This window comes from Fibrobacter sp., from assembly GCF_045112255.1.
GTDB lineage: Bacteria > Fibrobacterota > Fibrobacteria > Fibrobacterales > Fibrobacteraceae > Fibrobacter.
Map to the genome: position 1 here is coordinate 23,402 of NZ_JBGUHR010000125.1, position 23,677 is coordinate 47,078.

Genomic DNA, 23,677 nt, shown 5'->3' on the forward strand with positions numbered 1-23,677 from the left:
TTTGGTTTTCTATATTGCGCCTCAAATGGAAAAGCTTTTAAAATTTGATAACGAATATTTATGGCACCCTTATGCAGCGCTACATAAGGGGCCTTCTCGTTTTTTGGCGAAAGCGGCCCACGGAACAACAATTGAAACCGCCGACGGGCTGAAACTCATTGATGCCGTTTCGAGCTGGTGGTGCATGGCTCATGGGCACAACGCCCCCGAAATTGTCGAAGCCATTCAGAAACAGAGCGAAAAAATGTGCCACGTGATGTTCGGCGGCTTCACGCACGAGCCTGCAATTGAACTGGGCGAAAAGCTGGTGAACTTTTTGCCTAAGGGACTGAACAAAATATTCTTTGCCGATTCCGGGAGCATCGCTGTGGAATGCGCCGCCAAGATGGCCGTGCAATACCAGTATGCGCTTGGGCGGCCGGAGCGCTGCAAGTCGGTCGCACTCAAAGGCGGCTACCACGGCGATACTGCTGGCGCTATGGCACTTAGCGATCCCGATGGAATGCATACGCTTTTCCGCGGAATCATGCCGCACCATTATTTTGCAGAACGCCCCAATTGCAGGGCCGACGGCGTTTGGGACGATAGCGATTTTACATCGATGGAACAAATCGTCGAACAGCACAAAAACGAAATAGCCGCTGTAATTTGCGAACCCGTGTTCCAGGGCGGAAACGGCATGTGGCTGTACAATGCGTGTTACCTCAAGCGCCTCCGCAAGCTCTGCGACGAAAAAGGGATTCTCCTGATTCTTGACGAAATCGCTTCTGGATTTTTCCGCACAGGTCCAAAATTTGCAATGATGCATACCGCCAATGACGCGAAAAGCTGTGGCGAGAGCGACTATATCAAGCCTGACATCATGTGCATCGGCAAAGCTTTGACGGGAGGTTCAATAACGATGGCAGCCTGCGTTGCCTCCGAAAAAGTGGCTGAAACCATTACGAATAGCAAAATTTCAGCATTTATGCACGGGCCAACTTACATGGCAAACCCGCTTGCATGCGCAGCCGGCATTGCATCGCTTTCTCTATTCGAGAACCGCGATTACGCAACAAGCGTCGCCCGCATCGAAAAGCGCCTCCGCGCTAACCTCGCCCCACTTCGTTCACTCGAAAATGCCGCCGACGTCCGCGTGTTGGGCGCCATCGGCGTCCTTGAACTCAAGGCGAAACCCTCCGCCGAAGACATTCAGAAAGTCATCCGAGAAACGGGCGTATGGCTCAGGCCGTTCTGCAATTATGTATACACCATGCCTCCGCTCATTACGTCAGATGCCGAACTGGACCGCATTTGCGAAGCGATTAAACTTATTGGAGAATGCAAGCCAACGCCAGTTATCGAAGGCGATGACGAATTTCATGAATAAAGAGATATTTCGCTGGGAATAAAAATGGACTACTACAGTTTAAAGATGCGCGCATCACAGCATATCGACGAAGGTGAAAACGCACACGAGCAACACATATCCGGCGCCGAACGAATTGTAACGAGAGACTCCGTAGAAGCGGTATGTTCAGCAATGGTGCGCCGAGCAATGACACATTCCAAAGGCGACCCGGACTTTATCAACGTCAAGATTGAAAAAGTAAACGAAAACGATATCCAGATTTTAAAGGCGCTCCCCGTAACGCGCATAGATGTTGATAACGCAGAACAGGGGCTAGACAGGGCCTTTGATTTAATTACACCGCTGATGAATTCTGAAAGCGTGACCGATTCTGCGAAAAAGCTCAAAGAACTGCGTATAAAATTGCAGGCTCTCTTACGCGAGACATTCCCTATGCGAGGAGCCATGCTCTATGACATAGCAACCGGCGAGCGTCTGGAACCCGACCACGAACGCGGTGTACGAGCGACATACATGGACGCGCTGCATTCAAGCGAAGTCGATGGCTGCAAAAATCACTTTAACGAAGCCATCGTTCTTGCGACCAAGGTGGCAAACGCCCCAGGAATGGTTGCAGAATTCTGCATTTCGGACGACCCGAATTATGTAACGGGCTATGTCGCAAGCAAGGAACTCGGTTATGTGCGCATTATGAAGATGAAGGAAATGGGCGACGAAAACGGAGGCCGAATTTTCCTATTCGATTCACGTAAGGCAAAAGCAGAAGACTGCGTTGAATACTTGCAAAAGAAAAAAGTGTTAGTGGATTAGAATGAACAGCAAACTTCTCGACGACTTTACGAAAGATGTTTTAGAGACGGCAAAGCGCAACAGCACCTACCGTACATTGCGTACGATGGAAACGCCCGAATCATCGCATGTAAAGATTTGCGTTGCTGGCGCACACGCATCAAGCGAACAACTTCTTCTCGCTTCCAATTCCTACCTTGACTTGGCCAACATCCCGGAATTAAAACAAGCGATGGCTCAGGCCGTTCTTGACTGGGGAACGGGAAGCGGCGGCGCACGCCTTACGACAGGCAATAAGACGCCACACAACGAACTCGAAAATGAGCTTGCAAAGTTCAAAGGCGAAGAAGCTGCAATCACATTCAACACGGGTTACATGGCGAACGTCGGTACAATTTCTGCTTTGTGCGGCAAAAGCGACATCATCTTTAGCGATGCCCTGAATCACGCAAGCATTATCGACGGGATCCGGCTTTCCCGCGCTACATGTGTAGTTTATAAGCACAACGACATGATAGACCTGGAACGCGCCATCCAGGAAAGCAAAGCCAAGGCCATAGGAAACGAGCCATCCCCAAATGCAACGAAGCAAAAAATGCTCATCGTCACGGATGCGGTTTTCAGCATGGATGGTGACTTGGCGAACTTACCGGAACTCTTGCGGATTGCGCGCACATACAACTGCCTCTTGATGATTGACGAGGCACACGCCACAGGCGTCATTGGGCAAACAGGACGCGGTCTTGCCGAACATTACGGATGCGAACACGCCGACGTTACGGTCGGAACATTAAGCAAAGCCATTGCATGCGAAGGCGGCTTCGTCGCCGGGAAAAAGCAGCTCATTGAATTTCTGAAAAACAAGTCACGCAGTTTCATTTTCACGACAGCGATGGCTCCCGCAATGGCCGCTGGCGCACTCAGGAATCTGCAATTTCTGGAATCACATCCGGAACGCGTTCTGCAGCTGCAAGAAAATGTGAAATTTTTCTGCGAAGCTTTACAACGTGAAGGTTTAAACGTACCACAGTCACCATCTGCAATCATTCCAATTATCATTGGAGATGAAGCGGCGGCACTCAACGCATCCGCAAGACTTCTCGAACGCGGCTACGTGATTCCCGCAATCCGCTACCCCACGGTGGCAAAAGGGCAAGCCCGTCTCCGCGCAAGCCTCATGGCGACACACACACGAGAAGAACTCGAACGCGCTACTACAGCAATTGTCCAAGTTATAAGGTCAACAAACTATGTGTAACAAAAATCTTTCGTCTTTCGTTTCTAGTCTCTCGTCTAAATCAAAAGGTTACTTCGTTACGGCTACCAGTACGGATGTCGGCAAAACTTTCATTACAGCACTCCTTGTCAAGAAATGGAGAGATTCGGGCATTGACGCCGGATACTACAAGGCCGCCCTCAGCGGCGCAGAACTTCGCGACGGTCAATGGATTGCTGGCGACGCCGACTACGTGAAGCGAGTTGCAAACCTCCCCGACACCCAAGAACAGCTCGTCAGCTACGTCTACAAAGAAGCTGTATCGCCACACCTTGCCGCCCGCAAAGAAGGAAATCCCGTTGAGCTTTCGAAAATTTCCGCAGACTTCGACGCAGCCCGACTCCGCCACAAATTCGTCTTTGTCGAAGGTTCCGGCGGCATCATCTGCCCCATCCGCGACGACGTGGACTGCTTAGGCAATTCCGACCCGAACGGCAAAAAGATCTTCCTCGAAGACATCATGAAAACGGTCAATCTTCCGTTGCTGATTGTCACGACAGCTGCGCTCGGTTCTATCAACGCCTGCGTTCTCACAGTCGAATATGCCAAAAGCCGCGGTCTCGGAATTCGCGGGATCATCGTGAACCGCTATGGCGAAAGCAACAATCTTGAAATGGAAGACGACAACATCCGCATGATGCAAAAACTCACCGGCCTCGAAATCCTTGCAAAAGTAAAATCAGGAGCCTCCGATTTAGGCGTTGCTCCCTTTTGATTTTACATTTTTTGTCAAATCAGAAAAGCCCTGAAAAAACTGAAAAAATTGATCAAAAAATTTTTTAAAATGGATTGTCGCGAACCGGTCAATTTACTATAATTACCCCCGATGAAACGAATGGAACTTGTCGACTTCGAGCTCGCTTTCAAGGAAGCAGTTTCGGCCCACAAAAAGGTCGGTTGGGTTTCAGTTTTTGACAAGACTATTCATTTTTTTAAGAGTTTTATTTTTGAGGCAAAGGCATTTAGCTTTTGCCTTTTTTATTGTCACCCCGCACTTGTTGCGGGGTCACCATTATCCATTAGAAAAGGCGATTCCGGCACAAAGGCCGGAATGACAATGCAAAAACATTTTTCTTTAAATGTGAGTAAATCATGAACGAAAAATTTCAATGGAAAGCAAAGCGCGAACGCAAAGCGTTCATAGCCTTGGCTGACGGAGCCGTGTTCCACGGTTACGCCTTTGGCGAAAAGAAAGACACCGTTGGCGAAGCCGTGTTCAACACCGGTATGGCTGGCTACAAGCAGATTTTGACTGACCCGTCTTACGCTGGTCAGTTCGTGGTTTTCACCACGGCCGAAGTTGGCGCTTACGCTACGAACTTTGAAAAGTCCGAATCCCGCCAGGTTTTCTTGAACGGCATTGTCGTGAACTCTCTCGACTGGGTTTCCAAGGAACTGAACGAAGAATCGCTTCATGATTACATGCTCGCCCAGAAGAAGGCTGGCATTGCAGGCGTCGATACTCGCGCCCTCACGCTCCACCTCCGCACCCACGGTGCCCAGAAGGCTTACCTCCACGTCGAAGACACGGAAATGACCGAAGCCGAAGCAATCGCAAAGGCAAAGGCTTGGGAAGGCCTCGACGGTCAGGACTACGCGAGCAAGGTGAGCGACCCGAACGGCTACGAATTCAATACCGAAGGCAAGTATCACATCGTCGCCCTCGATTTCGGCATCAAGACGAACATCTTGAGAAACCTCGCCGCTCAGGACATGCGCATCACGGTCATGCCGATTGGCACGAGCTACGAAAAGATTCTGGAACAGAAGCCGGATGGCGTATTCCTCTCCAACGGCCCTGCCGACCCGAACAGCCTCCCGCAGGTTTACAACATGGTCAAGCAGCTCCTTGGCAAAATTCCTCTCATGGGTATTTGCCTGGGTAACCAGCTCCTCGGCCTTGCTCTCGGTGCCAAGGTTTCCAAGCTCAAGTTTGGCCACCACGGCTGCAACCATCCGGTCAAGAACCTCTTGACGGGCGCTGTTGAAATTACGTCGCAGAACCACAACTACGCCATTGACGAAAAGTCTCTCCCCGCCGATGTCGAAGTCACGCACATCAACCTGAACGACAACACGGTCGAAGGCATCCGCCACAAAAAGTTCCCAGCATTCAGCGTGCAGTACCATCCGGAATCTGCCCCGGGTCCGAACGATTCCATGTACTTGTTCGAAGAATTTAAGAAGATGATTGAAGATTTCAAGGGAGGCAAGAATGCCTAAGCGTACCGACATCAAGAAGATTATGCTCATTGGTTCTGGCCCGATTGTGATTGGCCAGGGCTGCGAATTCGACTACTCCGGTGTGCAGGCTTGCAAGGTGCTCCGTCGTGAAGGTTACGAAGTGGTGCTCGTGAACTCCAACCCGGCAACCATCATGACCGACCCGGAAATGGCTGACCGCACCTACATCGAACCGCTGAGCGTCGACATTCTCCACGAAATCATCCGTCGCGAACGCCCCGATGCATTGCTCCCAACTCTCGGTGGCCAGACCGCCTTGAACCTCGCCATGGAACTCAACGAACGCGGCATTCTCGACCGCTACCAGGTGGAACTCATCGGTGCTAAAGCCGAATCCATCCAGCGCGCCGAAGACCGTCACTTGTTCAAGGAAGCCATGCTCAAGATTGGGCTTGACCTCCCCCGCTCCGGTTCCGCACACTCCATGAGCGAAGCAACCGCTATTGCCCACACCATCGGAAGCTGGCCCTTGATTATCCGTCCGGGCTTTACGCTTGGTGGTACTGGTGGCGGTATCGCCCACAACGAAGAAGAATTCGAAACCATCGTGAACCGCGGTCTTGACGCCTCGCTCAACAACGAAGTGCTCATCGAAGAATCGCTCCTCGGCTGGAAGGAATTCGAAATGGAAGTCATGCGCGATAAGAAGGGCAATGCCGTTATCGTCTGCTCCATTGAAAACCTCGACCCGATGGGTGTTCACACGGGTGACTCCATCACGGTCGCTCCGATCCAGAGCCTTGATGACCGCGCTTACCAGGCCATGCGTGATGACTCCTTGAAGGTCATGGAAGCTATCGGCGTGGAAACTGGTGGATCCAACGTGCAGTGGGCTATCGAACCGAAGACCGGCCGCCGCATCATCATCGAAATGAACCCGCGCGTGTCCCGTTCTTCTGCTCTTGCATCCAAGGCAACGGGCTTCCCCATCGCAAAGATTGCAGCACTCCTCGCCGTGGGTTACACGCTCGACGAACTCCGCAACGACATCACGCAATCGACCCCGAGCTGCTTCGAACCGGCTCTCGACTACGTTGTCGTGAAGGTTCCGCGCTTCACATTCGAAAAGTTCCCGAAGGCAGATTCCACGCTTGGCACCCAGATGAAGTCTGTGGGCGAAGCGATGGCAATCGGTACGAACTTCAAGCAGGCCATGCAGAAGGCTCTCCGCTCTCTCGAAACGGGATTCGGCGGTTTCGGTGCATGCGCCAAGTGCGAAAAGTTCAAGGAATACGACGACGAAACGCTCGCTAAGGAAGTCGCCCGCCCGAGTGCAGAACGCATCTTCGTGGTCTACGAAGCATTCCGTCGCGGCTGGGACATCGAAAAGCTTTACGATGTGACCAGAATCGACCGCTACTTCTTGCGTCACCTCGAAGAACTCGCCTGCTTCGAAGACGAAATCACAGCAGCAGGTTCTCTCGAAAAACTCGCCAAGGATAAAGCACTCTTCCGCCAGGCTAAGGAATTCGGCTTCAGCGATATCCAGATTGGTTACCTCTTCCACAAGACTCCGGAAGAAGTCATGGCAGTGCGTAAGCAGATCGGTCTCGTCCCGAGCTACTACTCCGTCGATACTTGCGCCGGCGAATTCGAAGCTATCACACCTTACTACTATAGCTGCTACGCCGACAACACTGAACCGGTCCGTGAAATTCCGGGTCACCAGAGCAAGAAGCGCATCATGGTGCTCGGCGGCGGTCCGAACAGAATCGGCCAGGGCATTGAATTTGACTACTGCTGCTGCCACGCTGCATTTACGCTCCGCAAGCACGGCTTCGAAGTCATCATGGTGAACTCCAACCCCGAAACGGTTTCTACCGACTACGATACTTCGGACAAGCTCTACTTTGAACCGCTTACGCTCGAAGATGTCATGGGCATTTACGAACGCGAAAAGTGCGCGGGCGTAATTGTTCAGTTCGGTGGTCAGACTCCGCTGAACCTCGCCATGCGTCTCAAGAAGGCTGGAGCAAACGTCATCGGTACAAGCCCCGAAGACATCGACCTCGCCGAAGACCGCGACTTCTTCAAGCAGCTCGTCACTAAGATTGGTATCAAGCAGGCCGAAAGCGGCATTGCACACAATGTCGAAGAAGCCCTCGCCATTGTCGATAAGATCGGTTACCCGGTTCTCGTGCGCCCGAGCTTCGTTCTCGGTGGCCGCGGCATGGTGATTGTCTACAAGGAAAAGTACCTCCGCAAGTTCGTGGAAGAAGCAGCCGCCATTGGCGAAGGCAAGCCGATCCTCATCGACCGCTTCCTCGAAGACGCAACCGAACTCGACGTGGACTGCATCAGCGATGGCAAACACACCGTTATCGGCGCTATCATGGAACACGTGGAACCCGCAGGCATCCACTCCGGCGACTCCGCTAGCGTTATCCCGCCGATGACACTCTCCAAGGAAATTCAGGACAAGGTTCGTGAATTCGCCAAGGAATTTGCAAAGGAACTCCATGTTGTTGGCCTCATGAACATGCAGCTCGCTGTCAAGGATGGCGAACTCTACATGATCGAAGTGAACCCGCGTGCATCCCGTACGGTTCCGTTCGTCTCCAAGTCCATCGGCGTGCCACTTGCAAGCTATGCAACACGCTGCATGACCGGCGAAACTCTCGAACAGATCGGCTTCACCGAAGAAGTCCGCGTGCCTTACGTGAGCGTCAAGGAAGCTGTGTTCCCGTTCGTCAAGTTCCCGGGCGTCGACATCACGCTTTCTCCGGAAATGAAGTCCACCGGTGAAGTCATGAGCCTCGATCGCGACCGCGGCCTTGCCTACCTCAAGAGCCAGCTCGCTTCCGGCAACAAGGTCCCGAGCCAGGGCAATATTTTCGTGTCGCTCAAGGACGAAGACAAGCAGAAGGCCGTACCGCTCATCCGCCAGCTCGTGAACCTCGGTTACGAACTATACGCGACCCGCGGCACCTCCACCATGCTCTACAACGAAGGCATCAAGACCCGCGCCGTGTTCCGCATCTCCCGTGGCCGCCCGAACCTCTTGGACCTTATCCACGATAAGGAAGTACAGTGGATCGTGAACACCACCGAAACCGGCGCCGAAGCCATGGTCGATGAAATCCAGATGCGCTCCAAGGCCGTTGTCTCGGGCATTCCTATCACGACGACCATCGCCGCCCTCACCTCTACCGTGGAAGGCCTCATGGACAAGCACGACTTCGGAAGATTCGAAGTGTGCAGTCTCCAAGAGTATCATAGGCACGTGAAGAAGTAAGATGCCACGTTGCGAGGTAATGCCCCGCGACTTATGTGTCTTTCAAATCTTTAAACGCAGACTCATTCGAGCCTGCGTTTTTTTTCATTTAAAATGAGAGACAAGTTCAACCAATCACCTCACTTTGGAGCCTCACTTACAATCTCTGCCAACTTTTTCAAGACCTCATTTTTACCATCATTCCATTTCTTACTACACGGATGAGATGTCGCATAGCACTCTATTGAATGACCTTCTAAGGTTAAAACAAAATGATTTAAATCCGAAAAACCTTCAACGTGTTTTAAATCTTTCTCTCTGATTTCAGGAAACATATTCCAAAAACATCCCCCATAACCCGCATATGTGCCTATCAAAAATATTGCAATTTTCGGTTTCGCTATGGAAAGTTCCATTCTTAATTTTTTTTCTGAATATTCAACTATTCTTTTCTTATCAATTTCACTCACCTCTGGGTTCATATAACTTCCCCCGTTATAAGACACAGCAATCAAATCATCCCAAACAAAAGGTGATTCAAAAAAGTTTTTCCCTTGATTAATTCCTGTAATTTTTTTTACAGCATTGAAGAAAGTGTTACCCTTACCACATTCTTCCTCATAATTCCACAGAAACCAGTCAGCTTGCGCTTCCATTAATGTTTTTTCTTTATCAATACCAACAGGAGGATTTTCAAAACTTAGGAAATCAGAACCAATGTCATTATGTCCCCATTCCTTAGGATCTTTACCAATAATAAAGATTCCTTCGCCAACATTGTAATTCAGTCCTGGGAATATCAATAGAGGGCAAGACAATTTTTCTTTAATTTCGTCGTCTAGTACACTCAAATCTAACTTTTCATATTCTTTTTTCAATTTTTTATTAAGTTCATTTTCCCAACAAGGTTCGATTACTTCTTTATAGTATTTTTTGTATGCAACATTTTCTTCTTCAGTCATATCCCTTTCCCGTTAGCTAAGAACCAAATTAGCCGTTTGAAATGGTTTAAACAGCCTTTCTGATAGTTGTTTTATGTTAATATATAAATTTTACACCCGGTCCCATCCAAAGTGTCATATCCGCGAAAGCGGGCTTCTGACGCCAGAAATCAACTTCCTAAAGCAGCATAAGAAATTTCATAACCATATTCAGTTAATTTCGTTATAATCGGAACGATGTTTTTTAGCAGAATATTTTTATCAGCTACAAATACAATTTTATTTCGATCAAGTTTGTTTTCTAGATCCGTTCTTGAACGAATGTCGTCTAGTAAATTCCACAATTCTTTTTCATTTTTTAACGTATAAGATTTTCCACCTCCAATAATTCCTAGTTCGTTTAAACGAACTTCATATTTTTGGATCATGTTTTGTTCGGTAACAAACAAAGAAAGCTCCATGTATTTTTCAGCACACTCAATTTCTTGACGTTTGTCTTTTATAAACTCGTCGGACGACTTATAAGTTTCATTTAAGAGATTAAACAATCTCATTACAGATTTAAATTTTTGGCATCCTCTATCATTCCTTTCCGGTAAATAAATTTCAAATGGAGTTTTAAACTTATTCCCGACAACATATTGGATAGATGTAATCCCAGAAAAACTCGCCGTTGCAATAATTTTGTAAAATACACCATAAGAAAGATTTTCAGCCAAATGGATATGGAGTGAGTATTCGTTCGTTTTCTTAATTAATGATTTCAACCTTAAATCAATTGGTTTTATCAATAAATTTTCTGCTTGAATAACATCATCAGAAGTTTTGCCAACAACATTACCGTTTATTGAATATTCTTTAGCATTGACATCAATAACAGTAACCGTATCAGAAGAAGTCATAAAAGAATCTTCTTCCCCACAACTATTTAATAGAAATAAGAAGGACAAAACAATTAAAATTTTTTTTTCATCGATGAAATTCCATAATAAAATGAAATGTACAATAAAAATAATTCTTATTTGTTCCTATAAGGAGTCCGCAAACGCTCTTTTAGTATTTCTTCATTCTTTTCTTCGCTCCATTTACCAGAATCCCATAAAGCATCCATATCATTTTCAACATTTTGAGAATACTCATCCTTGCTCATTTCGGAATGGACTATTTCTGTATTATCGTCTAATGTCATAAAGGGGTACATCATATGGTTAAAAATATATTCCCCTAGAAACTTCTGTCAATAGAGCGAAGTTTCCAACAGCATTTTCCATTCAACGACATACACTTAATCATTTTGAGTTGTTGCAATAAATGCAACAACTCAATCTGATGCTCACTCCAACTTGTTTTGAACTGATGCAAAAAATGCAACAGTTGCGCATCTAACAAAAAAGCCGCCCCCTCGAGGAGCGACCATTTCTCTATCTCACCACCATCCGTTGTGTTTTCGCATTACCTCGTTTGACCATGTACACGCCGCGGCTTAAGCCAGCGTTTGTCATGGCGTTGCGAAGTTCGCCAACATCGCCAGCTTGGAATTCGCCGATAAACGCACCAATTGGGCTAAATACTTTATATGAGCTATGATGGCTTTGGGGGACAGAAATCCTTCTGAGAGCAATTGCGTCTGTAGAATCTTTGGGCGGCTCCACCTTTGGCTCCTGCCACAGAATGAATTCAACGGTCGTTGCACTGCGAGCCGGAACACTGTAACTGCACTTTGTACCGTTGACTTTGACCTCGGTTCCTTCCTTGAGGTTGTTGTTCTCATCGGTGACATAAGGCTTGAAACTTCCAATTTTAGTGTTTCCGAAGTCGAAGTCAGCCTTGAATTCCTCGTTCTTGGAATTGAGAATGACGACTGCGATTTTCGTCTTGAGGGAGTCGCGGTAGGCGGTGACTTTTACATCTCTTTCAGGATTCTTGGTGGCGTCGATTCTCCAGAAACCAGGGCGTGCAAAGCGACTGAAGTTTCCCATGACCCAGAGTCGCTTGGTGGGTTCCACGTTGTCGGGGTTCCCTTGTCCTTGTGGCCAAAGCGCTCCGTTACCGCAGCTGGGTTCGCTGCAGGAATAAATCCACCAGAAATGCCAAGCATTCATATTCGAAATCGTTAAAGCGTCGTGAATCATGTTTGCAACGCGAAGCGCGCTTCCCATGCCAACGTCTTCTTTGTTACTTCCAAGGTCGTAGACTTCGGTTTCCCAGAATTCTTTGCCGGCTTCGTGGATTTCGGGATAAGCGGCCGGATCGCCGCCATATTCGTGCGTTCCAAAGATGTCCGTGTATTTCAATGCGGCGGGGTTGTTGAAGAAGGCTTTTTTGTAATTGGGGAATCCATACCAGTTGATGGCTTCAGTGCCAATGATTTTAATGCCCGTGGTATCGAGCGTAGGGCCAAGGTAGTCGCCGACCCAACGAGCCAATTCATCGGGGTCGTAGTGGTTATCGCCGGTGCCGTCAGGCTCATTTTGCGAAGAAATCGCGTATAAGTTCACGCCAGCCTTTCGCATGTCTTGGGTAAACTTCAAGATGGTGTTCGCCCAATCTTGGGCGTGATTAAAATCCAGATGCTTTTTGTCGCCATCGTAATTGACGGTGTATTTGGAAGTCCACGGAGCAGCCCAGACTTTGACGCCGTATTCACTTGCCTTTTTAGCAATACTTGTTTCGGAGGTGGTGCCGTCTGGAGCAATGCGGATGCGGTGCAGCGTAAGCCCAGCGCCACTTGTAGAGTCCCAAAGGAAGGCAGCGTTCTTGTCGGTGATGGACCCAGCCCATGCCGAGGCGGCGCCAAAGCCGCTGATGCGCTGGTATTCTTTGCCCATGTCAACGTTTATCGTTGCAGCACTGGCAAGACCGCTCAAAAAAGCGATGGATCCCGCAAAAAGAGAAAATCCCGTCATTGAAAACGTCATAAAGCCTCCTTTGAACCGTTCTTACCATAAAGTAAACTGAAAATTTCACTTTTTTTGAGGCTAAAAACGAATTCGTTTTGATAAAATGACAATGGCAAAAACTTTATATACTAGATTTAGTGTCCTATGGATAAATTGACATATCAAAAAATCGGACCGATTCTTATCATTATTGCCGCTAGCTTTTGGGGATGCATGGGCATTTTTGTCCGTGCGCTCGGCGAATTCGGCTTTAGCGCCATCCAGATTGTATCTATAAGAATTTCTCTTGCAGCCTTGTTCTTTTCCTTGATTTTGTTCATCAAGAATCGCGATGGCTTCAAGATTTCGCTGCGGGATATTCCGCTCTTCCTAGGGCTTGGCATCGGGAGTATTTTGCTCTTTACGGTCTGCTATTTTTCGGCCATCACGATCATGCCTCTTTCCACAGCGGCAATACTCCTGTACACCTCGCCCATCTGGATTATGCTGATGTCGGCAGTCCTTTTCCACGAAAAGATTAATAGCAAAAAAGTTATCGCGCTCACCCTGGCCTTTGCCGGCTGCGTCCTGGTTTCAGGATTTTCCGGCGGTGGGATTACAGCAACAGGGCTGATGTTCGGTCTTGGTTCCAGCATTGGCTACGGACTTTACAGCATTCTGGGAACGATTGCATTGCGCAAATATTCCCCCTACACCGTTACCACGTACACATTCCTGATTGCCGCCATCGGCTCTTGGTTCATCAACCATCCTGCCGATATGTTGTCCAAATTTTCTAGCGCCACGGACTTTAACGGACTTATTCTTTTGAGCTTACTCACGGCACTTCTCACAGCCGTAATCCCGTTCCTTCTATACACGCTCGGGCTGCGCAATGTAGAAGCGAGCAAGGCGGGCATTCTCGCGACCGTCGAACCTATGGTCGCAACAATTGTCGGCATCACGTATTTCTCCGAAGCTTTGACTCTGCTTTCTGGACTCGGCATTTTCCTCATTCTCTCGGCAGTCGTCATTTTGAATAAACGTTAAAGACCGTAGTCTATAAAACTACGGTCTAGGATTTTACTGCTAGGAGTAAATTCAACTATTTTCGATAGACAAGTCTACCAGTGACAAATTTCTCTTTACCGGTCTCGTAGAAAGTCTCTACAATTGCAATATCTTTGATATTGGATACATCGACAACGACTGAATCATTTTGGCTTACGCCGTTCAATTCAACATTGTTGCACTGGATCCTGCTGTGCGATGCATTATAGACCTTGATAACACCATTATCGACCTTGATGGACTCGAGGAAGAAGTTTTTCCCGGTAGATTTGATTTCGCACGAAAGCTCTTTATAGCGCTTGTAAAGTTCCTTGAAGAAATTTGCAATTCTGAACGGGGACTGTTCCAGCAATGGAGTGGTATAATTGTTCAGGTAGCGCCATGCTTCAAAATCGCCCTTTTCAAAATAAACTTTCGATTCAGAATCACCAAGGTAATAATCGGCAACATACGTTTCAAGCAATACAATACTTTGTTTCAACTTTGCAAATGATTCTTCGTCAAAGTTGTTCCCTTTATAGCCGTAATCATTCTTTAAATAGCTACGGTACAAGTATCTATAAAGAGTGTACAAGGTATAGTACAATTCATACTGCATAAATTTGCCATCATTTCCAACGCCCATGGTTTCGTCACCTGGGATAAAGAAATCGCCGTCGAGAGTAACATGAGTGTCCTTTTTCAACAGCTGGTAATAATTGAGCCAGCAAAGCTTATCAACGTTAGAAAGAACAACAACAGATTTTTCATTTTCGAGCTTTCCGACATATTTTTCAAGCAGCTGGATGCAGTCATATACTTCCTTTTTCAAATCAAAAGTTTTACCGTTACGCACCATCACTTCGCTATCATGCCGACCAACTATATCGAAATATTTAAAGCGCTTGTAGCTTGAGACATTAATCAAGGCGTTAGATATATCGCGAAGGACGCCGCATTTACCTTTATACGCGCCGACAGCAACGCTCTTGAGTTCATCAAAAGTGACATCAATTTTATTTTTAGAGCTGTTATATTCGTTAGCCGTGATTTCGTAATAGAGAATTGCACCGTTCTTAACGACAAACGTGAAATACGTATATTTTCCGTCCTTCAAGACCGCAAGGACTTTATCACAATCGACCTTTGCAGCCGCCAATTCACCATCAAAGAAGATCGATATATAATCAAGCAATGTTTCAGGAGGCATTTGAGCCAACTGATCGGACTTGTCTTGATCCGGCTGAAGTTTTGGGCAAACGAGTTCATAGGCAGCACTCAAGTAAGCATTACGCCAAGTTCCTGACTCACTCTGGTAACCAAGTTGACGCAACGCCCTAGCGCAAAGATTCCTGGCTCTGTCAGCAACATCTTCGCAGTCGCCAGAAAGAATCATCTGGTTCGACATGTAGGCCGCAATCCAGTAGTTGCCTTTGGCAATATCTTCGTCAATCATGGACAACATCTTTTCACGGCTCCCGGCCATCACATAACGAAGAGTCTCCTTGGCCAACTGTTCGGGCGGAAGTTCCTGAAGGTGAATCGGGTTGGCGTCGTACCAGCCAAGATATTTCTGATACACGGCTTTGGCATTATGTACAGGCGTTCCATAAAATGGCTTGAGGGTCCAATTTTTCTGCATGCCCCTCGGCAATACGAGCATGTCCGCGACTTCGTTCATCTTGTAGCCCATGTTCATATAAAGGAGCGTCTGATCATGGATGTACTTGTAAATGGCCGCAGTTTCGATAATAAAGTTGCGGATGTCAACTGTAGGAACCGATTTATTTCCATCTTTTTCAGATGTACCCTTTTGCCAGTGAGGCCAGTTATGGCTCTGGAAAATAACTTTAGCATCGTCGCCATATTTAACGGCAGCTTCCATCAAGAAATGCGCCCAAGCCTTTGCATCGCGAATTTCTGCACCACGAAGAGTGTAGAGATTGTGCAACGTACCAGAACAGTTTTCAGCAAGCCACAAAGCCTGATAATCTAGAATATAATTGTTCATTTCGGCAGGCGCTTCAGTCCCCGGAGTCAACTGGCATTCAACGACAATTTCGTCAAGTTGCAATTTGACATTTTCCGAAATCTCGATTGTCGGCCGACCCACAGCAGAAGGCTTCCCGGTAGATTGTCCTTGCCCAATGCCAATACTGATTTCACCGCAGAGATCAGTATCATCATTCGGCTTGATGAAACTTCCATATTGATAAGATGCGCGACGCCCCATCGCATTACCCAAGTAAACATTTTCGCTGACGGCGTGGTCATAAAAACCTGCGGGAGCGAGAATAAAGCGGTTGTTGACCTTCTTTATATCATCTTTGCCGTTTGCATCTTTGAAATTCTTGTCAATTTTTCCATCACCACTATCAACAAAATTTCCATCACCACCATCAACAAAATAATTGGCGACAGTTTCCATTCCGCCATAATGGTCAATATGGGAATGGCTGATAATCATACCGACAATGTAGCCCTTGAGGAGCTGGTTTCTGATACGCTGTTTAGAAGAATCCGTCCGTGTATCGGTATAACTTGTTTTACCGTATTTTTTCACCAAATAATCGTTAAACAACGAAATTGCGGCTTCGGTACATTCGTTGCTCATCAGCGTATCCATAACAAACCAACGAGGAGCATCGTTTCCATTAGGGTTACTCCTTACAAAGGTAATGTTGGACATGTCGTAGCCACGGACCTGGTAAATCTTATCCTTTAAGACTTCAAAAACACCCGATAAATGGTTGCTGGCACCGTTTTCCCAGAGGTTCGGGTGAACGCACAAATGACTGTTGGCATCATTGCAATCTTTAGGATCATACGCGTTTTCTAAAAACTTGTAATTTTTCTGAGACCAAACAGATTGAATATCTGGATAATTCGTCATGCAACATTTACAATTTGCAAAGCCGTATTCAGAAGAGCGTCTTTGATCATGCCCAATATCACTGCGCAACGCTTCATAATGATTTTTTATACGCGTATATACACTTGACGCTAACTTATTTTCATTTTCTTCCATTTTTCCCTCAATAGATAAACCTTGTTATGAATTACAATGATACAATAAAACTACCACAACATTACAACAAACTCAATAGCCTATTTGGGCTATTTTATAGTATTAGGTTTATCTTATAAACATCTTTTACTGAATTTCTTTATAATCCGTTCACACAAATTATTGCTTTTCGTATGAGCTTTATCTATTTTTATTTACAGAAGGAGTTTTCACTTGGAGTAAAAATGAAGTTATTCTGTAAATTCGCGTCCGTATCGTTAATTGGCTTAGCATTTAGCCTTTTCGCATGTTCAAATAACGAAACCGGAATCAATGGCGCGGAACCGGTAAAAGAGATTCCCCTTGAAGATTACGCTTCAATTGCGGATAGCACACTATACAAGAATGTGACGATGTATCGAGCGCTCAATTTTAAGGGCGATACAACGGAATGGAACGAATCGGATTGCAGCATAAAGGACTCCAGCTTTAGCTGTTACCACGAAACATGCATCGACGGCTGTTATACGTTGGTTATACATTGCCAAGATGCCAACAACAAACAAATAGAATGTCCCAGCTACAAAGACACCATTTACGATACAACTTACAAGGACATAAACTTCGGCGAAAACGCGCTTGTCAACTATATTCCCGTTGCCAAAATTCCAGAATTCAACCGAGATACCGTACAAAAGGTTCTGTCGACTCTATACGGTGATGCTTGCGCCCAATTTTTTCATTTTTCCTCCAGTTACTACCTAGAACCCATCGGCCTACCAGAAGGTTTTTCTTTTGAGGATAGAAGCTCCGTTCCCTTTGGTTATGAAGCGACTCATCGCTCTGGAGAATGCAAGGTTGGGCGTGCCGATGTACAATACATGCCTACTAGTAATGAATATAGAAGCATTGTCCATAGACTTCCCGAGGATATTGAACGGGTAACCTATCAATTCTTTAATGGATCCATGAAATCATATCGCGATACGACCATTTCCTGGAAACTTGCATATACAGACCAATATGGGCGTAGTGATACTTTAGACATAACAACAATGTTAATCGCAGATACATCGGCATCAGCAAGAGATTCTCTGCGTATAAGTATTTTGGGCTATCGACATGGTGGCAGCTACTACGCCAATTAAGAATGAAAGCTAACTGACGACTTTATACAAAAACACCCTTGCGACTTTCATCGCAAGGGTATTTTCAAAGGAAAATTCCTTTAGGAATTGGACTGCTTCGCAGTCCTTTGTTCTTCGCCTCGGTCATGGACAAGCGTGCTTGTCCGCGACTATCGGCTTGTGAACAATTATGCTTTGTTCAAACGATCCTGGATCATGTCGATGATTTCGGAGAGTTCCTTCGGGAGGTGCTTGCCGAACTTCGGATAGTGGTTTTCCTTAACATCAGCGAGTTCCTTCTTCCAGCCTTCCACGTCAACCTTCGTGATCTGCGGGAGAGTTTCCTTATAGTAGTCAGCGAGACCATCAGTATTGATGGCGCCTTCCTTCGGCATGTAACCGATCGGAGTTTCGACAGCGTTGTCAACACCGTTGCAGCGGTCGAAGATCCAAGCGAGCACGCGGCTGTTGTCGCCGTAACCCGGCCACATGAAGCCACCCGGAAGCTTTTCGTTGTTGGCATCCTTGCGGAACCAGTTCACGTAGAAGATCTTCGGAAGCTTGTCTTCAGTGGACTTCTGACCGATTTCGATCCAGTGCTTGAAGTAGTCACCCATGTTGTAGCCGCAGAACGGGAGGATTGCGAACGGGTCGCGACGGATCTTACCGACCTGAGATGCATCGATCGTGGAAGCAGCAGTGATTTCGGAACCAACGATGGAGCCGAGGAACACGCCGTGGTTCCAGCTGAGAGACTGGTGGACCAGAGGAATGGTGGACGGACGACGGCCACCGAAGAGGATTGCAGAGATAGGCACACCAGCCGGATCTTCCCATTCCTTAGCAATGCACGGGCACTGCTTAGCCGGAGCGGTGAAGCGAGCGTTCGGGTGAGCCATTTCTTCGCCCTTAGGAGCCTTGTCCTTCGGGAGAGCGTCACGGGTCTTGCCCTTCCAGTCAACGAGCTTGCCCTGTGCCGGGTAGCCGATGCCTTCCCACCACACGTCGCCGTCTTCAGTGAGAGCGCAGTTCGTGTAGATCGTGTTCTTTTCAGCAGAAACAAGAGCGTTCTTGTTGGATTCTGCAGAAGTACCCGGGGCAACGCCGAAGAAGCCAGCTTCCGGGTTGATAGCATAGAGACGGCCATCCTTGCCAAACTTCATCCATGCAATGTCGTCACCGATGGTTTCGACCTTCCAGCCCGGGATAGTCGGGATGAGCATGGCGAGGTTCGTCTTACCGCAAGCAGACGGGAATGCGCCAGTCACGTACTTGACTTCGCCCTTCGGGTTGGTGAGCTTGAGGATGAGCATGTGTTCAGCGAGCCAGCCTTCGTCGCGAGCGAGAACGGTAGCAATGCGGAGAGCAAAGCACTTCTTGCCGAGGAGGGCGTTTCCACCGTAACCGGAACCGTAGGACCAAATGAGGCGTTCTTCCGGGAACTGCGTGATGTACTTGTATTCAACGTCAGCGCACGGCCAGATGCCGTTGTCGCTTTCGCATTCGCGGAGCGGCTTACCAACGGAGTGGAGGCACGGAACGAAGTCAGCGTTCGGGTCAGCATTGAAGATATCGAGAACCTTCTTGCCAGCGCGAGTCATGATGTCCATGTTGAGAACGACGTATTCGGAGTCAGTGACTTCGATACCGTTCTTGGAGATCGGGGAGCCGAGCGGGCCCATGCAGAACGGGATCACGTACATGGTACGGCCGTGCATACAACCCTTGTAGAGCTTACGCATCGTCTGCTTGAGTTCAGACGGGTCGATCCAGTGGTTGGTCGGACCTGCATCTTCTTCCTTGACGGAGGAGATGAACGTACGGGATTCGACGCGAGCCACGTCAGACGGAAGAGAACGGAACAAGTAGCAGTTTTCCTTCTTAGCAAGCTTCGTTGCGAGGCCGGCCTTGACGCACTTCTGCATGAGGGCATCATATTCTTCCTGGGTACCGTCAACGACGACGACGTTGTCCGGTTCGCACATGGCAATCATTTCATTCACCCAAGTACTGATTTTCGGGTGCTTGATATCGTTAAGAGTAAGACTCATTATGAGCTCCTATTGGTTTAACGTGTTAGATTTCGAGATATTTCGAACGCGCTACAAGATAGCAAAAAAAATGGGTATTGGTCAATGAATTTTAGTGATTAGTAAGCAGTAGGAAGTCGGCTGTAGGAAGTTTTAAGCTTGTCATGCCCGCCTCATTTGTCATCCCGGGCTGACTTGCCCCGGACAAGTTCCGGGAGGGCACCTCCCTTTCAAAAACGGCTTTTACGGCGAACCGCCTATTTCGGTTTGTTTTTTTTAACAAAAATTCAAAATTTTAATGTTTTTAGCAAAAAAAATGGTATTTTATGGGCAGTTATTACGAAATAGAATTTACAGAGGAATTTCATGAGCTGGTCATACTCAAGAGAACATCAAAAGAATATCCTTTGCATGATCATGGCTGGTGGACAAGGGAGCCGTCTGCAGCCCCTCACCCGCGACCGTGCAAAACCCGCCGTACACTTTGGCGGAACCTACCGCATTATTGACTTTGTTCTTAACAACTTCATCAACTCCGGCATTTTCAAGATCAAGGTTTTGACGCAGTTCAAGAGCGATTCATTGAACAAGCACATTTCTGCCGCCTGGAGCCTGAACGCAAGCCTAGACCAGTACGTAGACCTCGTTCCTGCACAGATGCGCACTGGTGATGAATGGTACCGCGGTACTGCCGACGCCATTTTCCAGAACATCAACTTGATTACCGACGAACGCCCGGACCTCGTTGCCATTTTCGGTGGCGACCACATTTACAAGATGGACATCAACCAGATGATTGATTTCCACTTGAGCCGTGCGGCCCTCCTCACGATTGCGGCAATCCCAGTGCCGGTCGAAGAAGCTCGCGAATTTGGCATTATCGAAATTGACGCGGACAACCGCATGATCGGTTTCGAAGAAAAGCCTAAGGAACCGAAGCAGATGCCGAACCGTCCGGGTTGGTGCCTTGCCAGCATGGGCAACTACCTCTTCACAAGCAAGTTCCTCGTGCGCGAACTCTTGAAGGGCGCAAACGACGGTGCAACGGACTTTGGCAAGCACATCATTCCGCGCTTGTACAAGGAATACCCGGTGTACGTTTACGACTTCAATACGAACATCGTGCGTGGCGAAAAGGCTTCTACAAAGGGTTATTGGCGCGACGTGGGTACACTTGACGCCTTCTTTGAAGCAAACATGGACCTTTGCTCCGAAAATCCGCCGTTCGACCTCTACAACAACTACTGGCCGATCCGTACGTATAACTGGAACCAGCCGCCTGCACGTTTCTTTGCGGGCGATAACGAAAGCCATCAAGGCGCAGCTGTCGATTCCATCGTTTCTGCGGGCTGCATTATCGGTGGTGGTACGGTCGTGAAGAGCATTCTCTCGCCGGGTGTTACCATCCAGAAGGACGCTCTCGTCGAAGAGTCCATCCTCTTCCCGAACGTGACGATTGGCCCGGGTGCTAAGGTGCGCCGCGCAATCGTTGAAAAGGGCTTGCATATTCCGGCCGGTTTCCAGATTGGTTACGACCTGGAACGCGACAAGCAGCTCTTCCACGTGACCGAATCCGGCATCGTCGTCCTCGCTAAGGATACGATAATAAAGGCATAAATCTTTCACGTCATCCTGAACCCTGCAAGGGTGAGGGATCCAGTTAAGTTTAAAGTGCCCGCCATTGCGCGGGCATTTCCTTTTTATGTTCAAAACCCTATATTTACGCTAGGCTTTGCAAAACCCTCCCCAAAAGCGTCATAAATTTCTAAATTAGCGCGCATGAACGAAGAACAAAGCGCAAAATTTTCTCAGAAGTTACAAGATATTGCCAAAGCCCCCAAGTACCGTGGGGCGATTTTCCAGATTGAAGCCGATGAAAAAGGCCTCGCCCTCGTCGATGTGAAGGAATCGAGCCTCAAGGTCTACTTGATGATCGACCCGGAATGCGACAAGATTCTGGAAACGAGATTCTTTACGTACGGCGGGCCGCTCTTTACCGCCCTTGCCGATTCGTTCTGCCGCAAGATTCAGATGGCAACGGTCGATGATGCTTGCAAGATTACCGCCGAAAGCCTCGAAGAAGAATTGCGCGACACGCCAGACGTGCGAGCCATCCCGGAAGACGCCTTGGAAATCAAGCAGATGAACACGCTCATCTCGAAGATTCTGCTCGTCTACCCCGAAAAGAAGGCTACAGCAATTATCGTTCGCGAGAAGATGGAACGCATCAAGTACCGCACACAGACCGCAGAAGGCCGTGCCGAAGCCGATGCCGAATGGAATGCGCTGACCAAAGCCCAGAAAATCGAAAAGATTGAAGCCTGGTTGCACCAGACCGTCCGCGGAACGCTCCAGGGCGATGGAGGCGACGTGCAGATTCTCGACTTGACAGACGACAACCGCTTGCAAATCCGTTACCAGGGCGCTTGCGCCGGATGTGGTAGCGCAATGGGCGGCACACTCTTCTACATCGAAGACGAACTCAAGAACAATGTCTATTACAACTTGATAGTCGAACCGGAAGACCCGCTCGCAAACATTCCGCAGAATCCGGACGTTCCAGGCTTGGATGACAACAATCCTCCTGCTAGTTTGTTCTAAAAGCTAGTCAATGGTCATTGGCTGTTAGTCTTTAGTTATTATTTATGTGCCCACCGTGCGTGGGCATTTTTTCTATATTTCCTTCGGAAAAATCCACAAAGGAAATGATATGTCCGAAGAACTCGTTTTGAAATTCGTTGACCCGCAGCCGATGCGCTACGGTGAAAACTCCCACCAGTCCGCAGCATTCTACCGCGACCCGACCTGCACCGAAGCAAACCTCGCTTCTGCCAAGCAGCTCTGGGGCAAGGAACTTTCTTTCAACAACATCGTCGATGCTGACGCAGCCCTCGAAATGGCCCGCGAATTCAGCGACGGCAATGCTGTCGTGATCGTGAAGCACATGAATCCGTGTGGACTTGCTACGGGCGAAACTCTCCGCGAAGCTCTCGAAGCCGCTTGGGCTGGTGACCCGGTGTCCGCTTTCGGTTCCGTGATTGCCGTGACCCGCAAAGTCGATCTCCAGACTGCCGAATTCCTCAAGGGCAAGTTCGTTGAAATCTTGCTCGCTCCGGCTTTCGACGACGACGCTCTCGAATTCCTCAAGAACAAGTCCAAGGACATTCGCCTCCTCGAAGTTGGCGAAATCAAGAAGGCAACGCCTTGCAAGGTTTACAAGCACGTGATCGGCGGCATGCTCGTCCAGGACCGCGACATCGGTACTTGGGAAAAGTTCGAATGCGTGACGAAGGCCCAGTTCCCGAAGAACAAGGAAGACCTCGCCCGCTTCACTTGGCTCGTCACCAAGCATACAAAGTCTAACGCTATCGTGATGTGCTACGAATACAAGCCGGGTTACTTCCAGGTCATGGGTCTTGGCCCGGGCCAGCCGAACCGAATCGACTCGAACCTCCGCCTCTGCCAGCCGCGCGTTCGCGACAACGTCGCCCGCCTCCCGGAAGCAAAGGAATTCTTCGACGAAAACGGCAAGCTCGTGAACGAAGCCGGCCTCAAGGCTCTCGAAAAGAAGGTCTTCGGCGAAGTCGTTATGGGTTCTGACGCATTCTTCCCGTTCCCGGACAACGTCGAAGCCGCACACGATGCTGGCGTCCGCTACATTGTTCAGCCGGGTGGCTCCAAGAAGGATGACCTCTCCATCGAATCTGCAGACAAGTTCGGCATTGCGATGGTGTTCACCGGAATGCGCCATTTCCGCCACTAATTCATT

The 23,677-nt window shown here is 48.3% G+C and carries 18 protein-coding genes; 12 read left to right on the forward strand and 6 right to left on the reverse strand.

All coding sequences use genetic code 11. The features are described from left to right. Positions 1-25: 25 nt before the first annotated feature. From bioA to carB, 7 genes are all read left to right on the forward strand, one after another. Positions 26-1,369 carry an adenosylmethionine--8-amino-7-oxononanoate transaminase gene (gene bioA / locus ACJMM9_RS16180; RefSeq protein ID WP_405329277.1) on the forward strand — a complete coding sequence of 448 codons (1,344 nt, stop codon included), beginning with the start codon at positions 26-28 and terminating at the stop codon, positions 1,367-1,369. A gap of 24 nt (positions 1,370-1,393) precedes the next feature. After that, positions 1,394-2,161, forward strand: coding sequence for a 6-carboxyhexanoate--CoA ligase (locus ACJMM9_RS16185; RefSeq protein ID WP_405329280.1), 768 nt, complete (start codon positions 1,394-1,396; stop codon positions 2,159-2,161). 1 nt (position 2,162) lies between these two features. Then, a complete protein-coding gene (locus tag ACJMM9_RS16190) occupies positions 2,163-3,398 on the forward strand; it encodes an aminotransferase class I/II-fold pyridoxal phosphate-dependent enzyme (protein ID WP_405329283.1) in 1,236 nt (411 codons plus the stop codon). After that, positions 3,391-4,131: a dethiobiotin synthase gene (gene bioD / locus ACJMM9_RS16195; protein ID WP_405329285.1), complete on the forward strand. Its 741-nt coding sequence runs from the start codon at positions 3,391-3,393 to the stop codon at positions 4,129-4,131. The genes ACJMM9_RS16190 and bioD overlap by 8 nt, the downstream gene beginning before the upstream one ends. A gap of 120 nt (positions 4,132-4,251) precedes the next feature. Further along, positions 4,252-4,512, forward strand: a complete 261-nt coding sequence (locus tag ACJMM9_RS16200; protein WP_405329288.1) for a hypothetical protein — start codon at positions 4,252-4,254, stop codon at positions 4,510-4,512. Continuing rightward, entirely contained in the window at positions 4,509-5,639 is a 1,131-nt protein-coding gene (gene carA / locus ACJMM9_RS16205; RefSeq protein WP_405329291.1) for a glutamine-hydrolyzing carbamoyl-phosphate synthase small subunit, read from the forward strand. The genes ACJMM9_RS16200 and carA overlap by 4 nt, the downstream gene beginning before the upstream one ends. Continuing rightward, positions 5,632-8,895: a carbamoyl-phosphate synthase large subunit gene (gene carB, locus ACJMM9_RS16210; protein ID WP_405329293.1), complete on the forward strand. Its 3,264-nt coding sequence runs from the start codon at positions 5,632-5,634 to the stop codon at positions 8,893-8,895. Before carA ends, carB begins: the two co-directional genes overlap by 8 nt. Positions 8,896-9,014: 119 nt before the next feature. On the opposite strand, the gene ACJMM9_RS16215 is transcribed toward carB, so the two are convergent. From ACJMM9_RS16215 to ACJMM9_RS16230, 4 genes are all read right to left on the reverse strand, one after another. After that, entirely contained in the window at positions 9,015-9,836 is an 822-nt protein-coding gene (locus ACJMM9_RS16215; RefSeq protein WP_405329296.1) for a hypothetical protein, read from the reverse strand. Positions 9,837-9,985: 149 nt separating this feature from the next. Next, positions 9,986-10,717, reverse strand: coding sequence for a hypothetical protein (locus ACJMM9_RS16220; protein WP_405329298.1), 732 nt, complete (start codon positions 10,715-10,717; stop codon positions 9,986-9,988). 116 nt (positions 10,718-10,833) lie between these two features. Beyond that, positions 10,834-11,004, reverse strand: coding sequence for a hypothetical protein (locus ACJMM9_RS16225; protein WP_405329300.1), 171 nt, complete (start codon positions 11,002-11,004; stop codon positions 10,834-10,836). Between the two features lie 232 nt (positions 11,005-11,236). After that, positions 11,237-12,733 carry a 1,4-beta-xylanase gene (locus tag ACJMM9_RS16230; protein ID WP_405329303.1) on the reverse strand — a complete coding sequence of 499 codons (1,497 nt, stop codon included), beginning with the start codon at positions 12,731-12,733 and terminating at the stop codon, positions 11,237-11,239. Between the two features lie 126 nt (positions 12,734-12,859). Between ACJMM9_RS16230 and ACJMM9_RS16235 the strand changes: the two genes are divergently transcribed. Continuing rightward, complete coding sequence (locus ACJMM9_RS16235) at positions 12,860-13,744, forward strand: DMT family transporter (RefSeq protein ID WP_405329304.1); 885 nt, start codon at positions 12,860-12,862, stop codon at positions 13,742-13,744. Positions 13,745-13,799: 55 nt separating this feature from the next. Here ACJMM9_RS16235 and ACJMM9_RS16240 read toward each other — a convergent pair whose 3' ends face one another. Next, positions 13,800-16,637 (reverse strand): alkyl/aryl-sulfatase, encoded by a 2,838-nt coding sequence (locus ACJMM9_RS16240; protein ID WP_405329306.1) that lies wholly within the window; start codon positions 16,635-16,637, stop codon positions 13,800-13,802. 308 nt (positions 16,638-16,945) lie between these two features. Here ACJMM9_RS16240 and ACJMM9_RS16245 point away from each other — a divergent pair, with 308 nt between their 5' ends. Further along, complete coding sequence (locus ACJMM9_RS16245) at positions 16,946-17,899, forward strand: hypothetical protein (RefSeq protein WP_405329308.1); 954 nt, start codon at positions 16,946-16,948, stop codon at positions 17,897-17,899. Positions 17,900-18,066: 167 nt separating this feature from the next. On the opposite strand, the gene ACJMM9_RS16250 is transcribed toward ACJMM9_RS16245, so the two are convergent. Next, entirely contained in the window at positions 18,067-19,929 is a 1,863-nt protein-coding gene (locus tag ACJMM9_RS16250; protein ID WP_405329309.1) for a phosphoenolpyruvate carboxykinase (GTP), read from the reverse strand. A 345-nt stretch (positions 19,930-20,274) separates the two neighbouring features. On the opposite strand from ACJMM9_RS16250, the gene glgC reads away from it, so the two are divergent. The 3 genes from glgC to ACJMM9_RS16265 all read left to right on the forward strand — a co-directional run bounded on the left by glgC (position 20,275) and on the right by ACJMM9_RS16265 (position 23,671). After that, on the forward strand, positions 20,275-21,525 hold the full coding sequence (gene glgC / locus ACJMM9_RS16255) for a glucose-1-phosphate adenylyltransferase (RefSeq protein WP_014544985.1): 1,251 nt from the start codon (positions 20,275-20,277) through the stop codon (positions 21,523-21,525). A gap of 162 nt (positions 21,526-21,687) precedes the next feature. Next, positions 21,688-22,509, forward strand: a complete 822-nt coding sequence (locus tag ACJMM9_RS16260; protein WP_405329311.1) for a NifU family protein — start codon at positions 21,688-21,690, stop codon at positions 22,507-22,509. A gap of 109 nt (positions 22,510-22,618) precedes the next feature. Next, positions 22,619-23,671, forward strand: coding sequence for an IMP cyclohydrolase (locus tag ACJMM9_RS16265; RefSeq protein WP_405329313.1), 1,053 nt, complete (start codon positions 22,619-22,621; stop codon positions 23,669-23,671). Positions 23,672-23,677: the final 6 nt, after the last annotated feature.

What these genes read in the sequence shown, in the direction of transcription:
- ACJMM9_RS16230 (WP_405329303.1), bottom strand. Translation starts at nt 12,733, where the DNA reads ATGACGTTTTCAATGACGGGATTTTCTCTTTTTGCGGGATCCATCGCT.
- ACJMM9_RS16220 (WP_405329298.1), bottom strand. Translation starts at nt 10,717, where the DNA reads ATGACTTCTTCTGATACGGTTACTGTTATTGATGTCAATGCTAAAGAA.
- ACJMM9_RS16190 (WP_405329283.1), top strand. Translation starts at nt 2,163, where the DNA reads ATGAACAGCAAACTTCTCGACGACTTTACGAAAGATGTTTTAGAGACG.
- ACJMM9_RS16185 (WP_405329280.1), top strand. Translation starts at nt 1,394, where the DNA reads ATGGACTACTACAGTTTAAAGATGCGCGCATCACAGCATATCGACGAA.
- glgC (WP_014544985.1), top strand. Translation starts at nt 20,275, where the DNA reads ATGAGCTGGTCATACTCAAGAGAACATCAAAAGAATATCCTTTGCATG.
- ACJMM9_RS16235 (WP_405329304.1), top strand. Translation starts at nt 12,860, where the DNA reads ATGGATAAATTGACATATCAAAAAATCGGACCGATTCTTATCATTATT.
- ACJMM9_RS16265 (WP_405329313.1), top strand. Translation starts at nt 22,619, where the DNA reads ATGTCCGAAGAACTCGTTTTGAAATTCGTTGACCCGCAGCCGATGCGC.
- ACJMM9_RS16240 (WP_405329306.1), bottom strand. Translation starts at nt 16,637, where the DNA reads ATGACGAATTATCCAGATATTCAATCTGTTTGGTCTCAGAAAAATTAC.
- ACJMM9_RS16200 (WP_405329288.1), top strand. Translation starts at nt 4,252, where the DNA reads ATGGAACTTGTCGACTTCGAGCTCGCTTTCAAGGAAGCAGTTTCGGCC.
- carB (WP_405329293.1), top strand. Translation starts at nt 5,632, where the DNA reads ATGCCTAAGCGTACCGACATCAAGAAGATTATGCTCATTGGTTCTGGC.
- bioA (WP_405329277.1), top strand. Translation starts at nt 26, where the DNA reads ATGGAAAAGCTTTTAAAATTTGATAACGAATATTTATGGCACCCTTAT.
- ACJMM9_RS16260 (WP_405329311.1), top strand. Translation starts at nt 21,688, where the DNA reads ATGAACGAAGAACAAAGCGCAAAATTTTCTCAGAAGTTACAAGATATT.
- ACJMM9_RS16245 (WP_405329308.1), top strand. Translation starts at nt 16,946, where the DNA reads ATGAGCTTTATCTATTTTTATTTACAGAAGGAGTTTTCACTTGGAGTA.
- carA (WP_405329291.1), top strand. Translation starts at nt 4,509, where the DNA reads ATGAACGAAAAATTTCAATGGAAAGCAAAGCGCGAACGCAAAGCGTTC.
- bioD (WP_405329285.1), top strand. Translation starts at nt 3,391, where the DNA reads ATGTGTAACAAAAATCTTTCGTCTTTCGTTTCTAGTCTCTCGTCTAAA.
- ACJMM9_RS16250 (WP_405329309.1), bottom strand. Translation starts at nt 19,929, where the DNA reads ATGAGTCTTACTCTTAACGATATCAAGCACCCGAAAATCAGTACTTGG.
- ACJMM9_RS16225 (WP_405329300.1), bottom strand. Translation starts at nt 11,004, where the DNA reads ATGACATTAGACGATAATACAGAAATAGTCCATTCCGAAATGAGCAAG.
- ACJMM9_RS16215 (WP_405329296.1), bottom strand. Translation starts at nt 9,836, where the DNA reads ATGACTGAAGAAGAAAATGTTGCATACAAAAAATACTATAAAGAAGTA.